The organism is Thermopolyspora sp. NPDC052614, assembly GCF_040678635.1.
GTDB lineage: Bacteria > Actinomycetota > Actinomycetes > Streptosporangiales > Streptosporangiaceae > Thermopolyspora.
On record NZ_JBFATZ010000004.1, the window covers coordinates 286,550 to 299,831 of the forward strand.

Consider the following 13,282-nt stretch of genomic DNA (forward strand, 5'->3'; position numbering starts at 1 on the left):
GGGCGACGGGTGCCGGAGGACGGAGGCGTCCCGACCTGATCCACGGCACGTCCTGCTCGTAATCGATCCGCGGAGAACATGTAGATGACGGGATCCATGTCGTACCTGGGCATCCCGTCACACCGGCTGCGCCGGGAGACCCCCGCGCCGCCGTCGGCACGGGCGGAATCGGTGTGGATTCCGGCAGGCAGATCCCGAACAAGGGTGATCTGCATTACGGTGGCTTTCTGGTCGGTCCCGCAAGACCTATGAGAGATCTGTGATGGACGATCACCTACTCGGCTGGCTGACGACCCTCGACGAAGACCGGCTCGCCCGCGTTCTGGCCAATCGGCCGGACGCCATCGCGGCCCCCTGGCCCCGGCGTTTGAACACCCTCGCCGAGCGCCTCATCGACAATCTCGCGGTCATGGAGGTCATGCGCGGCCTGCCGCTGCCGCCGCTCGAGCTGCTGCAGGCGTGCCTGGTGATCGGCGACCGCGCCACCGAGGACGAGCTCGCCCGCTTCCTCGGCGTACCGACCTGCGAGGTGCGGCCCTGGCTTGAGCACGTGTACGACCACGCGCTCGCCTGGCCCGGCCCCGACGGGCGCATCCACCTGGCCGACGCCGTCGCGCGCTGGTGGACCGCGCCGTGCGGCCTGGGCGACTCCCTCGCCTCGTTCCTGGAGGCCTGGACGCTCAACGTGGAGGAGCTGCGACGGGTCAGCCGCCGCCTCGGCCTCTCCACGCAGGGCGGGAAACGGCAGCTCATCGGCCGTATCTGCGCGACGCTCTCGGACAGCGACCAACTGGGCGCGCTGCTCGCCGACGCCCCCGACGGCACGCTCGGCCTGCTCGACGACTTCGCCTGGGACGGGCCGGTGCGCAGCGTGAACGGCGAACGTTTCACCGTCGAGGGCACCGCGGAGAAGTGGGCCGCCGACCGCGGCCTGCTGTTCCGCACCCGGTGGGACATCGCCGAGATGCCGCGCGAGGTCGCGCTGGCGCTGCGCGGCCCCGACTACCATCCCCCGTTCACCCCCGAGCCGCCGGACGTGGCGACCGTGCGGGTGGACACCGCCGCGGCCGAGCATGAGATGTGCCTGGCCGCGCCGCACGTGGTCGACCGCGCCGCGGCCCTGCTGGAGAACACCGACAAGACCCCGTTGCCGCTGCTGAAGAACGGCGGCGTCGGCGTGCGCGAGGTGCGGCGGGTGGCCAGGGAGACCGGCAGCACCGAGGCCGAGACTCGGCTGCTGCTCGAGGTGTGCGCGGTCGCCCGGCTGATCGCCCTCGACGAGACGGCCGGCGGCCTGGTGCCCACCGAGCGCTTCGACGCCTGGCGGCTGGAGGACGCCCCGGCCCGGCTGCGGGTGCTGCTGTCGGCCTGGTGGCGCATGGAGCGCTCGTCGTTACGCCGCCAGGACGGCCGATATCCGACCGTCCTGGGTGACGACGCCGCGGGCGAGACGGTGGCCCGGATCCGGTGGGCGGTGCTCGGCGCGCTCGCCGGGCTGCCCGAGGGCGCCGCGTTCGCCACGCTGCCCGAGCTCGTGCAGGCCGTGCACTGGAGGGCGCCGCTGCTCGACCGGGAGCTGCTGGCCGCCTGCTGCCCCGCCGTACTGGAGGAGGGGCGGCTGCTCGGCCTGGTCTCCGGCGAGAGCGCGACCTCCCTGGGACGGGCGCTGGCCCACCTCGGCGCGGTCGCCGGGGCCGAGCAGGACGAGCAGGTGCCCGAGGTCGAGCACGATCCGGCGCTCATCGAGCATTCCACCAAGGCCCTGGCCGGCGCGCAGCGCACCGCGCTGTTCGGCCCGGACCTCACCGCCGTGGTCACCGGCCCGCCGTCGGCCGAGCTCGCCTCGCTGCTGGACCGGGCCGCCGACCGGGAGAGCAAGGGCGCCGCCTCGGTCTGGCGGTTCTCCCCCGCGAGCGTACGGCGCGCCCTCGACGCCGGCCACGGCGCGGAGAGCCTGCTCGCCGACCTGGCCCGCGCGGGCACGCTGCCGCAGGCGCTCACCTACCTGATCCGCGACGTGGCGCGGCGGCACGGCGAGGTCACCGTGACCACCGTGGCCTGCATCATCCAGGGCTCCGACCCCGGCCTGCTCGCCGAGATCGCCGCGCACCGCCGGCTGTCCAAGCTGGGCCTGCGGCAGCTCGCGCCGACCGTGCTGGCCAGCTCGCAGCCCGCCGAGCGCACCCTCGCCGCGCTGCGCGAGGCGGGCTACGCCCCGGTGCCGGTGGACGACACCGGCGAGATCACCATCCGGCGCGAGCCGCCGGGCGGCAAGCTGATCCTGCTGCCGGGCGGGCAGGTCGCCGAGCTGGACACCACGCCGTTCGCCCTCGCCGAGCCGCCGCCGGACCCCCGCGAGCACGCCCGCCGCCTGATGCACGCGCGGGACCCGGAACGGCAGCCGGGCCAGACCTGGGCGGTGATCGGCCGCCTCGCCTCCCGCCTGCCGACGGCGCAGCAGTCCCTGCTCGGCTTCGTCGTCGACCGCGGCGTCCGCGCGATGATCACCTTGACGGACGGGATCACGGCCACGATCAGCCACGGCGAGCTGCGCCGCAACGTCCTGGACGCCTGGTGCGAGGAGGCCGGCGACTACCTGGAATTCCCGCTCGCGGAAATCTCCTCCGTCACCAGCGCGTACTGAGGGCGGTTTGCGGGACCGGCGCCTGCTCACAGGAGGCTCCTGCGTCCCGGTTCAGGCATGAGGGAACCGAGCGATGAAACGTGAGTGAAAGAACAGAGAAAAGCGATTTACCGAAGCCGGTGCATCTGCACGTGCATCTGCGAGTTACCGAGGTGTGAGTGTCAGGGTGGTGACGGCGTCGGCGCGCACGGCGCGTTCGGTGTGGCGCATGGGGATGGTCCTCCCATCGGCCCACAGATCGGCCTGATCGGTGTAGTTGGTGTGGAAGGCGTGCCCGGAGGCACCCGTGAGGTTGATCCATCGGGATGCGTCCAGGTCGGCGAGATCGACGATCATGCGCATGGACGGGACGTGGTCGACCTCGTACCCCTCGGCGGAGTTCCAGCCGGTGGCGTTCACCGCGTCCTTGCCGCCCGCCAGGCGGAGCGGGGCGTGGTTGAACAGCCATTCGATCGGGGCGATGCCCGAGGTGCCGAGGCTCTGGTGGGTGAGGGTCAGCGTGTGCAGGTCGCCCCATCGCCACTCGGCGGGGTCGTCGCCGAGGCGCTCACGCAGCTCGTCCTGGGCGTCGCGGGACGCGGCGGCGAGCATGTCGTCGCGGGTCTCCATCTTGCCGGTGGTGCGCACGTCGTCCCAGAACCGGTCGTCCGGACGCGTCAGCAGGGACCGCATCACCTCGAACCAGCGGTCCCCGCCGCCGGCGCGGGCCCCCTCGGGGATCTCGTCGTCGAACACGCGCTTGAGCAGATGCCGCCAGACCGCGTTGTAGTAGGCCGCGCCGGCCGAGTCGCGGCCCTGGTCGAAGTCCCAGCCGCTCGCCACCTCGCGCAGCGCCGTACCGAACTCGCCGTCCGGGAACGGAACCTTCAGCAGGTACGGCATGAGCACGGGCGCGAAGGTGTTCGCGGAGTCCCGCTGAATGTCCGCCATCGTGTCGGCGGTGACGCGGCCCCGGGCGATCGCCTGCTTGAGCCGGTCGGTGATGCGCTGGGCGCGGTACCCGTAGGCCCAGTCGGCGGTGATGAACGGCCCGGCGTCCTCGGCCGTGACCGCGTTGTTGGCCGTGACGATGAAGCCCTCGGGCGGGTTGTAGACGCTGGGGAGCTTCTCAAAGGGGATGAATCCCGTCCACTCGCTGTCGCCGGTCCAGCCGGGCACCGGGCTGCGGCCGTCGCCCTTGGCGCGAACGGGGATGCGGCCCGGCGCCTGGTAGCCGATGTTCCCGTCCACGTCCGCGTAGATCATGTTCTGCGCGGGGGACTCGAACCGCTCGGCGGCACGGCGGAAGTCCTCCCAGTTCCGCGCGGTGTTGAGGAGCATGATCGCGTCGCCCGTACGGCCGGGGTCGAGGGCGGTCCAGCGCAGCGCGAGGGCGTGTCCGACGCCCCCCTCGTCCGCGCCCACGGCGCCGCGCAGGGCGCTCCGGGCGTCGTCGAGCACCTCGGAGATGATCGGCCCGTGCCGGGTCGAGCGGACCACCAGGTCCACCGGCTTGCCGCCCGCGACGTTGATCCGCTCCCGCCGCACCTCCATCGGCCGCCACTCGCCTCCGACCTGGTAGGCGTCGCCCTTCACCCGCTCGACGTACAGGTCGGTGACGTCCGGCCCCAGGTTGGTGAAGCCCCACGCGATCCGGGCGTTGTGGCCGATCACCACGCCGGGCAGCCCGGAGAAGGTGTAGCCGACGACGTCGAAGGGGCAGGCCGGCCCGGCGCGGCGGCAGTGCAGGCCCGCCTGGTACCAGATGGACGGAAGGGTCGGTCCCAGGTGCGGGTCGTTGGCGAGCAGCGGGCGGCCCGTGGCGGTGTGCCGGCCGGACACCACCCAGGAGTTCGACCCGATCCCCGCCCGGTCGGTCTCCGCCCCGCCCAGCGGTCCCGGCACCGCCCGCAGGGCGCGTACGGCCCCCTCCAGCGCGTTCCCCGCGATCGGCCGAGCCGCCCGGACCGACGCCGTGGCGGCCTTGCCCCCGTCGCCGGAGGCCGGGGCGCCGGGGACGATCACGGCATTGCGGTCGTAGGGGTAGCCCGGGAAGAGCTGAGCGACGCGGTCGGCGGGCAGGCGGGAGGCGTCGATCGCCCGCTCCAGCTCGGACGCCACATTGGAACGCAGATCCCACGCCATCGCCTTGAGCCAGGCCAGGGAATCGACGGGGGTCCACGGCTCGGGGGCGTAGGACCCGTTGATCAGCTTGAGCACGGCGTATTCGAGGCTCTTGTCCCAGGCGCCCTCGTGCTGGGCCAGCCAGGCGTTCACGCCCGCCGCGTAGGCGTCGAGCGCCCGGCGGGTCTCCGGCGCGAGCAGCGGCAGCTCGCGTTCGGCGACCCGCCGCCAGCCGAGCGTGCGCACCACCTTGTCGACGTCGAGCGTGGACGCGCCGAACAGCTCCGACAGGCGACCCGCCGTGGTCTTGCGGCGGAAGTCCATCTCCCAGAACCTGTCCTGGGCGTGCACGTAGCCCTGCGCCCGGAACAGGTCGTCGGTGGTGTCGGCGTAGATGTGCGGCACGCCGTACCGGTCGCGGTGAACGGTGACCGGGGCGCTCAGCCCGGCGAGGGCGATCTCTCCGTCGAGTCGCGGAAACGAGCGCCTGATCGTGAACGTGGCGAATCCGGCCGCGACGACCGCGAGCACCAGGATCACGGTCAGAACGCGGGCCGCCCACCGGAGGGGACGCGGCAGCCGGGCAAACGGAGCGAGTCTCGCCATTCGGGACCTTTCACCGGGGGGATCCGTTCAGTGTGACGCCAGACGGCGTCGATGGCGATACCCGCCGGTATATTTCCGGCCTCGGCTCGGGCGGGGTCTCCGGTCAGGGCCGACGCCTCGTGCACGTCCCGGCCTACGGCGGCGGACGCCGGAGCGGCGGTCTCCCAGGCGCACCCGGTTCAGGAGGGCGCGATATACGAAAAAACCACCGTTAGGCGCTTTACGAACGGACTATCGTCCAGATGTGGACACGGCTACACCCCGGCTGCTGGTGGGGCGCTACCGGCTGCACTCCCCCCTCGGCCAGGGTGGCATGGGCACCGTGTGGCGCGCCACCGACGAGCTGCTGCACCAGGACGTCGCCATCAAGGAGGTACGGCTCCCGCCCGAACTCGACGAGTCCGAGCGCGCCGAGCTGCGCGAGCGCATGCTGCGCGAGGCGCGCGCGGCGGCCCGGCTGCGCTCGCACCCCTCGATCGTCACCGTGCTCGACGTGGTCGTCGACGACGGTCGGCCGTGGATCATCATGGAACTGGTGCGGGCCCGGTCCCTGCACCAGATGATCCGTGAGCACGGCCCGATGCCCGCGCCGCAGGTGGCCCGGATCGGGCTGAGCCTGCTGGACGCCCTCTCCGCCGCGCACCGGGCGGGCATCCTGCACCGCGACGTCAAGCCGAGCAACGTGCTGATCACCCCGGAGGGCGGGGTGGTGCTCACCGACTTCGGCATCGCCAGCCTCAGCGGGGACGCCACGCTCACCCACACCGGCGGCCTCACCGGCTCCCCCGGCTTCATCGCCCCCGAGCGGCTGCGCGGCGAGGGCGACCGCCCCGAGTCGGACCTGTGGTCGCTCGGCGCGACGCTGTACACGGCCGTGGAGGGGCGCGCGCCGTACCACCGGGAGCGGCTGGAGGCGATGTTCACCGCGCCGCTGCTGTACGACCCCGACCCGATGCGGCTGGCCGGGCCGCTGTCCCACGTGCTCTCCGGCCTGCTCGACAAGGACCCGGCGCGCCGGCTCTCGGCCGACGAGGCCGCCTGGCACCTGCGCGCGATCACGGCGGCCCCGGACGCCCCGCCCGGCCCTCCGCCGCCGTACGGGCCGCCCCCGCAGGGGCACGCCTCGCCCACCGGACCGACCTTCCCGCCCCACCCCACGGACGCGACGGTCCCCGGCGGGGGCAGGCCGACGATCATGGCGCTCGTGGGCGCGGCGCTCGCGGTCGTGCTGCTCGCGGCGGCGGGCCTCACGGTCTGGCGCGTCTGGGACTCCGGCCAGGGCTCGAACCAGGCCACCGGCGGCACCACCGGGGAAACCACGGGGACGACCACGGGCACCGGCGGCGGAGGGACCACCCCTCCCCCCACGGCCATCCCCACCCAGACCGGTAAGGCGGTCTACGCCCAGGAGCCCCGGGCCTGCGACATGCTCACCGACGCGCAGGCGGCGAGCCTGCTCGGCGGCCCCGCCAAGCGGCAGTTCTCGACCCGGGGCGCCTGCTACTGGCAGACCACGTCCGGCCCGTTCATCAGTGTCACGATCGTCCGATTGCCGGACGACAATTCCGCGAGCCAGACCTTCGACTACATAACCAGGACCACCTTCGAGGAGGAGGTGGAGCGCAATCCGAGCACGGTGCTCCGCAAGGGCCGCCCGGCCGTCGGCGCTCAGGGGATCAGCTACCGGCGCGCGGAGTCATTCGGCCACATCTCCTACGGCGCGTTCCGCCTCCACAACCTCATCGTGTACGTCTACCTGTCGCAAAAGTCCGCCGGCTTCGCGAAACTCGACCAGGCGGCCGCCATCCTGACCAGGCGCATCGACGCCGCCCGCTGAGCGGGAGCGGGACCCGGCGAGCCCGCGTCAGTCCTCGGGCCGGGGCAGCTCGACGCAGGCCTGCTGGGCCGCGTCGAGGCTGTCGTGCAGCGCCTTCTCCAGATCGGCGGCGTTGCGGGCGAGGCGGTCGATCTCGGAGACGGCCAGTTCGTCGGCGACGGTCTCGGCGAGCAGATCCTGGTACTCGGCGGCGCGGCGGGCCACCCGCACCACCTGGGCGTGCGCCTGGTAGGCGGCGTCGGCCTCGGCCGTACGGTCCGCGTAGCGCTCCAGCGCCTCGACGCGGGCGGTCACCGAGGACTCCACCTCGTCGAGGGCGGCGCGCAGCGGGCGCAGCGCCGCCTCGGCCTGCGGCGTGACCCCTTCGGCGAGCACGTCGCGCTGGTCCTGGCGAAGCTGCGCGACCTTGCGCAGCGTCTTGGCGATCTGCCACTCCTGCTGGGGCAGCGTCACGGCGTTCTCCCCGGGCTCCAGCAGCCCGGCGCGGGCGACCTCGGACTCGCGTACCCGGCGGATGGCGTCCTGGGCGCGGGCGAGCAGCGCCCGGCCGGTCTCGTCCAGGTCGCCGGGCAGGCAGAACCGGTCCGGGTTCGCCTTCGCGGCGGCGCGCAGGCCGCCCAGCCGCCGGTGCCACACGCTCAGCCGCAGCCCGTACGTCACGGAACTCGACACGATCGCGAAGAAGATCAGCGGCGCGGTGTCCACGTTGAGCGCCGCGCTGAGGAACAGGATGACCACGAGCGTCAGGCCGGTGAAGCGCAGCCACTCGGTCCCGCGCGGGCGGAGCCGGTCGCCCGCCCACGCGCTGCCGGTGCGCACGTGGCGCAGCAGGTCGTGGTTCGCCTTGAGCCTGCGTGCCAGGCGCTGGTCGAGGTCGGGGTCGATGACCGGCAGGGCGCCGGACTCGCCGTCGTGGTCCTGGGCACCCGGCGTGCCGACCCGGTGCCAGTCGCCCGGCATGTGGGTCTGGAAGGCGACGTCCCCCGTCTCGATGACGACCTCGGCCTCGCCGGGCGCGTCCGGCCGCCCCGCCACCGGCCAGGTGTTCCCGGCGGGGTAGCGGATCCAGCGCCCGTTTCCCGGTGCCCGGCACACGTAGCGACCGGGCACGACATCGGCCCCCACCACGAACATCCCCTTGGCGGGGATGCGGTCGAGGTACCGTACATCGCCCCGTGGGACCAATACGCCTCCCGCACCCGTCCCGATCCTTCTGATCCCTATGGAACCAGTATGGCTCGCAAGTCGCCTAGGTCAGGAGGAAAAGGTCAGCCAGGTGAGGCGAACAGGCAAGCCTTTACCCGTCCGGGGCACATAAACTTCCAGCGTGACAGAACCGAAGTTCGAGATACAGATGCTCCACGACCGCGTCATGATCAAGGTCGAACGCGACTCCGAGGAGCGGAGAAGCACGGCGGGCATTGTCATCCCGGCGACGGTCAAGATGGCCAACCGCCTGACCTGGGGTCGGGTCTGCGGGGTCGGCGCGAGCGCCCGGCAGGTGAAGGTCGGCGACAAGGTGCTGTTCAACCCCGAGGAGCAGTACGAGGTGGAGATCCACGGCGAGGTCTACCTCGTGATGCGGGAGCGCGACCTGCACGCGATCGCGACCCAGCACACCGACCACGGCACCGGCCTGTACCTCTAGCCCGGCCCGTAGCCCGGCCCCGTAGCCCGGCCCGACCCCCGCCCCGATCCACACCCGGCCCCCGACCCGGCACAGCCGGGTCACAGGCCCACGATCTGCCGGCCCTCCACGATCAGGTCGACGCCGAGGGTCAGCCTGACCATGAACCAGACGATCGCGCCCGCGATGGCGAGCGTGACGACCGAGACCAGGATGCGGACCGGCCAGTTCTGCCGCAGCAGCCACTGCGTCCAGATGCCCAGGACCTTCTTGCCGAACTCCAGCACGTGGTGCGCCCAGGCGAACTCGGTGGCGAGCACGGCCAGGCCGCCGAACACGATCAGCCACCCCGGCCCGGGGAAGGGCACCAGGATCAGACCGCCGATCACCATGGCCGCGCCGAGCACACCCACGACGATCTTGAGGGTGAGGCGGCCCGCCGGATTGGCGCGCACTCCGTCCAGCCAGCGGCCAAGCGCCGTCCGCGGCTCCGCGTCCCCGTCCACCTCGGCCCGCTCCCCCCGAACGGCGGCACCCTGAGCCCTGTCGTCCACCCGTCGCTCCCCTGCCCCGCCCGTCCTTCGCCCCGTTACCCAGCATAGGTGGAAACACAGTCCCTGGAGCGTTCAACCGAATACCTCCGGTTCAAGCTAGCCTGGAGCGGCAGAGCATTGTTCCGCTGGCGGAGGTATGCATGAGCAAGGCGCTGGTTCTCGCGGGCGGCGGGATCGCCGGGATCTCCTGGGAGGTCGGCATGATCCACGGCCTGATCCGCGAAGGGGTCGATCTCACCGACGCCGATCGCATCGTGGGGACGTCGGCCGGCTCCGTCGTCGGCGCGCTCGTGACCGGCGGGGCCGATCTGGAACAGGCCATCGAGGCCCAAATCGCCGCCGAGACCGGAAGCGCGAGGTCCCCGGAGCCGACGCCGGACGCCGACCTGCTCGCCGCCTTCGCCATCCTCTTCGATCCCACGATCGACCCCAAGGAGGGACGGCGCAGGATCGGCGAGATGGCCCTCGCCGCCGAGACGGCGCCGGAGGACCACACGGCCAGGGTCTTCGAGCGGCTGCCCATCCAGGGGTGGCCCGATCGCGATCTGCGGATCACCGCCGTGGACGCCTACACCGGCGACTTCGTCGTCTGGGACAGGGACTCGGGGGTGCCGCTGGTGAAGGCGGTGACGGCCAGCTGCGCCGTGCCCGGCGTCTTCCCGCCGGTCACCGTCGGCGACCGGCGGTACATCGACGGCGGCGTGCGCTCCCCCGTCAACGCCGACCTGGCCGCCGGCGCCTCCTCGGTGGTGGTCCTCGAACCGCTGTCCGCCCTGTGGCCGCGCGAGCGCGTCCAGGCCGAGATCGACACGCTGGGGGACGCCAAGGTCCTGTCCCTCACCCCCGACGAGGCGGCGCTCGCCGTCTTCGGCGCCAACGTCCTGGACCCCGCCCTGTGGGGCCCCGCGTTCAAGGCCGGGCTCGATCAGGCGGCGTCGGCCGCGGACGCCGTACGGAAGGTGTGGAAACCCGCCGAGGACTGACCCGGACGGCCTGCGGCCGCCTCAGGAGTCGCCGCCCCACAGCGTGCGGACCTCCTCGAACACCTTCTGGTCGTGGGAGATCTCGACGACGTTCCCGTCGGGATCCCGCAACGCGCAGACGTAGCCGACCGGAGGGGGCAGTTGCACCGGCTCCCAGTGCAGGCAGCCCATCCGCCTGGCCTCCTGCGCGATCCGGTCCACCTCCTCGCGGGAGGGCACCTCCATGCCCAGGTGGGCGAAGGGCGCCAGCTGTGGCTGCGGTCTCCCCCTGTCCTTGGCGAACTCCACGAGCACCAGCACGAACGGCGTCTCCACCTGCCCCTTGTTGGACAGCCAGGCGTTGCGGCCGTCCTTGTCCTCGTGGGTGGAGACCACGACCAGCGGCGTCATCGTGGTGTAGAACTCGATTGATCTGTCCAGATCGCCGCTGGGCAGCGCGACGTGGGTCCAGCGCGCCTCGGTCAGCCTCTTGTCGAGCATGCGTCCTCCTCCGAACGCCCGTATGCGGCATCGTAGGCGGGCATCGAGGAGGGCTCGGCAAATCCCCTGCGGGGCAGGCATCGATCACCTCGCGCAAGTAATCGAGCACTTGCCCCGCAGGGGCCGCGTAGGGGTGTCTGCCGACATTCCCAACGTCTTCCACAACCGTACCGTCGCGGCGCGTGTGCCACATCCGTAACCCCGGTTTCGGCATGTGATCCACTGCCCGCGTCTCCGGCTCGGGCGTGGCGTCATGACGGCCGAATACAGCCCGACTACACTCACAGTAGTCGTTCAACTACAAAGGGAGAGCATGGTGGCTGAATCGGACGCGCGGACTTCGCTCCTGGGCAGGCGGCGCCTCATGGAGCTCGGCACGGCGGTGGCCGGCGGCGGGACGATCGCCGCCATGAACGTCGCCACTGCGGCCATGGCGGCCGACGAGTTGCCGATCAGCCCGCCGGAGGACCTCATGCGCGAGCACGGGGTGCTCAAGCGCGCGCTGCTGGTCTACCGCGAGGTGATCGCGAGGATCGAGCGCGGCGACGACGTCCCGCGGCATGAGCTCGGCGGCGCCGCGAGCGTCATCCGCTCGCTCATCCACGACCACCACGAGCACGTCGAGGAGCGGTACCTGTTCTCGGTCCTGCTCAGGGCGAACAGGATGACCTCCACGGTCGAGGTGCTGCGGAGCCAGCACGAGGCCGGCCGCATGCTCACCAGCGTCCTGCTGACGGTGGACAACACCCGCGGCGCGTTCGACCGGCGGGCCCGTCAGGAGCTGGTCGAGACGATGGCCGCCTTCATCCGCATGTACGAGCCGCACGAGGCCCGCGAAGACACCGAGGTCTTCCCCGCGTTCCGCGCCATCATGCCGCCCCAGACCTTCGCCGACCTGAGCGAGCGGCTTCGCGAGGAGGAGTACCGCCGCTTCGGACCGATGGGCTTTTCCCGGTACGTCCGCAGGATCGCCGACATCGAGAAGTCGCTGGGCATCAACGAGCTGGCCCAGTTCACCCCCACCGTCCCGGTCGCGCGGCAGGCGGCGGGAGGCCCCGCCTAGCGCGGTTGACCGCCTCGCCTCGCCGGGTCGCTCCTCGTACGGCACGGTCGATTCGGCCCCGGTGCACCATGCGCCGCTCGGTACGTCAGAACACCCTCGCGGCGGTGCCGGCGCGCCACTCCGCGAGCAGCACGGCCGCGTCGTCCTGGAGCCGCCCGTTCTGGTACAGCAGGATGTCCCGCATCAACTGCCGCAGGGTCTCGGGGGCCGACAGCCCCTTCGCCTCCTGCCGGACGACGAAGCCGGCGAACCGCTCCATGCCGAACAGTTCCCCGGACGGATCGCGGGCCTCGGGGATGCCGTCGGTGTAGTAGAGCAGCCGGTCGCCCGGTTCAAGCCGGCGCCGGTACTCTCGTGGCCGCTCCGGCAGCAGCAGGCCCATCGGCAGCGCCGGTTCGCTCTCCAGCGTGTCGATCCACCGCCCGCCCCCGATGATCAGCGGGGGCGGGTGGCCGCGGTTGACCCAGGTGAGCTCGCCGGTGTCCAGGTCCAGGTGGGACAGGATCCCGGTGACGTACCGCTCCCCGTCGAACTGCTCGATGACGTCCCGCGCGATCGCCTCGCTGATGGCGGCCAGGCCGAGGCCCATCCGGCGGTGGCTGCGCCAGCTTCCGATCGCGATGCTCGCCGTCAGCCCCGCCGAGGTGTCGTGACCCATCGCGTCGAAGATCGACAGGTAGAAGCTGCGCCCGCTCAGCGCGTAGGAGAAGGCGTCGCCCCCCACCTCGTACGCCGGCTCCAGCGCCGCCCCCACCACCACCTCCTTGTTGGCGAACGCCAGCGGCGGCATCAGTTGCCACTGCACCTCGGCCGCGAGCGACATCCTGCGGGTGCGGGTGATCCTGGCGAAGGTGTCGCTGTGCACCCGCTTACTGATGATCATCAACGTCACCAGGCTCGCGAGCGCCCGCGCCCGCTCGATGAGATCCCGCCGGGCCTGCGGCATCCGAAGCTCCATCACGCCCACCCGCTCGGTGCCGTCCAGCATCGGAACCCAGAGCCAGTACGGCTCGCCCGCCGCCTCCTCCTCGGGGGTGCGATACGGGCCGACGACCTCGATGTCGCGGAACGCCAGGCCGGGCAGCGAATCGTCGATCTTCAGCTCCGGCTCGCCCAGGACCTCGTCCGGGACCCGCGGGAGGACCCGCAGGACCGCCTGCTGCCGGTCGACGAGGTAGATGCGCAGGTCGCCAAGGCCCACGGCGGCGGCATGCCGGGCCACCAGCATGGGCAGGGAATCGAAGTCGCACAGATGGCCCGCCTCAAGCAGCTCGCCCAGCACGCCGTCCACCCCCGCACACATGATCCGTTCGCCTTCCCATCGGGTGACGGTGTTCCCCCTACCCTCAGGGGTAGCTCGCGATCCATGCGGCTGGATGTGAACC

Annotated in this window: 10 protein-coding genes; 5 read left to right on the forward strand and 5 right to left on the reverse strand. The window is 72.0% G+C overall.

The annotated features are described in order from the left end of the window. Positions 1–262 precede the first annotated feature (262 nt). A complete protein-coding gene (locus tag AB0K60_RS10895) occupies positions 263–2,644 on the forward strand; it encodes a helicase-associated domain-containing protein (RefSeq protein WP_364051355.1) in 2,382 nt (793 codons plus the stop codon). Between the two features lie 144 nt (positions 2,645–2,788). On the opposite strand, the gene AB0K60_RS10900 is transcribed toward AB0K60_RS10895, so the two are convergent. Next, positions 2,789–5,353, reverse strand: coding sequence for a penicillin acylase family protein (locus AB0K60_RS10900; protein WP_364051358.1), 2,565 nt, complete (start codon positions 5,351–5,353; stop codon positions 2,789–2,791). 244 nt (positions 5,354–5,597) lie between these two features. Between AB0K60_RS10900 and AB0K60_RS10905 the strand changes: the two genes are divergently transcribed. Further along, entirely contained in the window at positions 5,598–7,190 is a 1,593-nt protein-coding gene (locus AB0K60_RS10905) for a serine/threonine-protein kinase (RefSeq protein ID WP_364051361.1), read from the forward strand. Between the two features lie 27 nt (positions 7,191–7,217). Here AB0K60_RS10905 and AB0K60_RS10910 read toward each other — a convergent pair whose 3' ends face one another. After that, positions 7,218–8,375, reverse strand: a complete 1,158-nt coding sequence (locus AB0K60_RS10910; protein WP_364051364.1) for a hypothetical protein — start codon at positions 8,373–8,375, stop codon at positions 7,218–7,220. Between the two features lie 142 nt (positions 8,376–8,517). Between AB0K60_RS10910 and AB0K60_RS10915 the strand changes: the two genes are divergently transcribed. Beyond that, positions 8,518–8,838: a co-chaperone GroES gene (locus AB0K60_RS10915; protein ID WP_364051367.1), complete on the forward strand. Its 321-nt coding sequence runs from the start codon at positions 8,518–8,520 to the stop codon at positions 8,836–8,838. An 80-nt stretch (positions 8,839–8,918) separates the two neighbouring features. Here AB0K60_RS10915 and AB0K60_RS10920 read toward each other — a convergent pair whose 3' ends face one another. Beyond that, on the reverse strand, positions 8,919–9,371 hold the full coding sequence (locus AB0K60_RS10920; RefSeq protein WP_364051370.1) for a TIGR02611 family protein: 453 nt from the start codon (positions 9,369–9,371) through the stop codon (positions 8,919–8,921). 140 nt (positions 9,372–9,511) lie between these two features. On the opposite strand from AB0K60_RS10920, the gene AB0K60_RS10925 reads away from it, so the two are divergent. Next, positions 9,512–10,354, forward strand: coding sequence for a patatin-like phospholipase family protein (locus AB0K60_RS10925; RefSeq protein WP_364051373.1), 843 nt, complete (start codon positions 9,512–9,514; stop codon positions 10,352–10,354). A 21-nt stretch (positions 10,355–10,375) separates the two neighbouring features. Here the strand turns inward: AB0K60_RS10925 and AB0K60_RS10930 are convergent, their stop codons facing one another. Then, positions 10,376–10,834, reverse strand: a complete 459-nt coding sequence (locus tag AB0K60_RS10930) for a VOC family protein (RefSeq protein WP_364051376.1) — start codon at positions 10,832–10,834, stop codon at positions 10,376–10,378. Positions 10,835–11,147: 313 nt separating this feature from the next. Between AB0K60_RS10930 and AB0K60_RS10935 the strand changes: the two genes are divergently transcribed. Beyond that, positions 11,148–11,897, forward strand: a complete 750-nt coding sequence (locus AB0K60_RS10935; RefSeq protein WP_364051379.1) for a hemerythrin domain-containing protein — start codon at positions 11,148–11,150, stop codon at positions 11,895–11,897. An 85-nt stretch (positions 11,898–11,982) separates the two neighbouring features. Here AB0K60_RS10935 and AB0K60_RS10940 read toward each other — a convergent pair whose 3' ends face one another. Then, a complete protein-coding gene (locus tag AB0K60_RS10940; RefSeq protein ID WP_364051382.1) occupies positions 11,983–13,200 on the reverse strand; it encodes a PP2C family protein-serine/threonine phosphatase in 1,218 nt (405 codons plus the stop codon). Between the last annotated feature and the right edge of the window lie 82 nt (positions 13,201–13,282).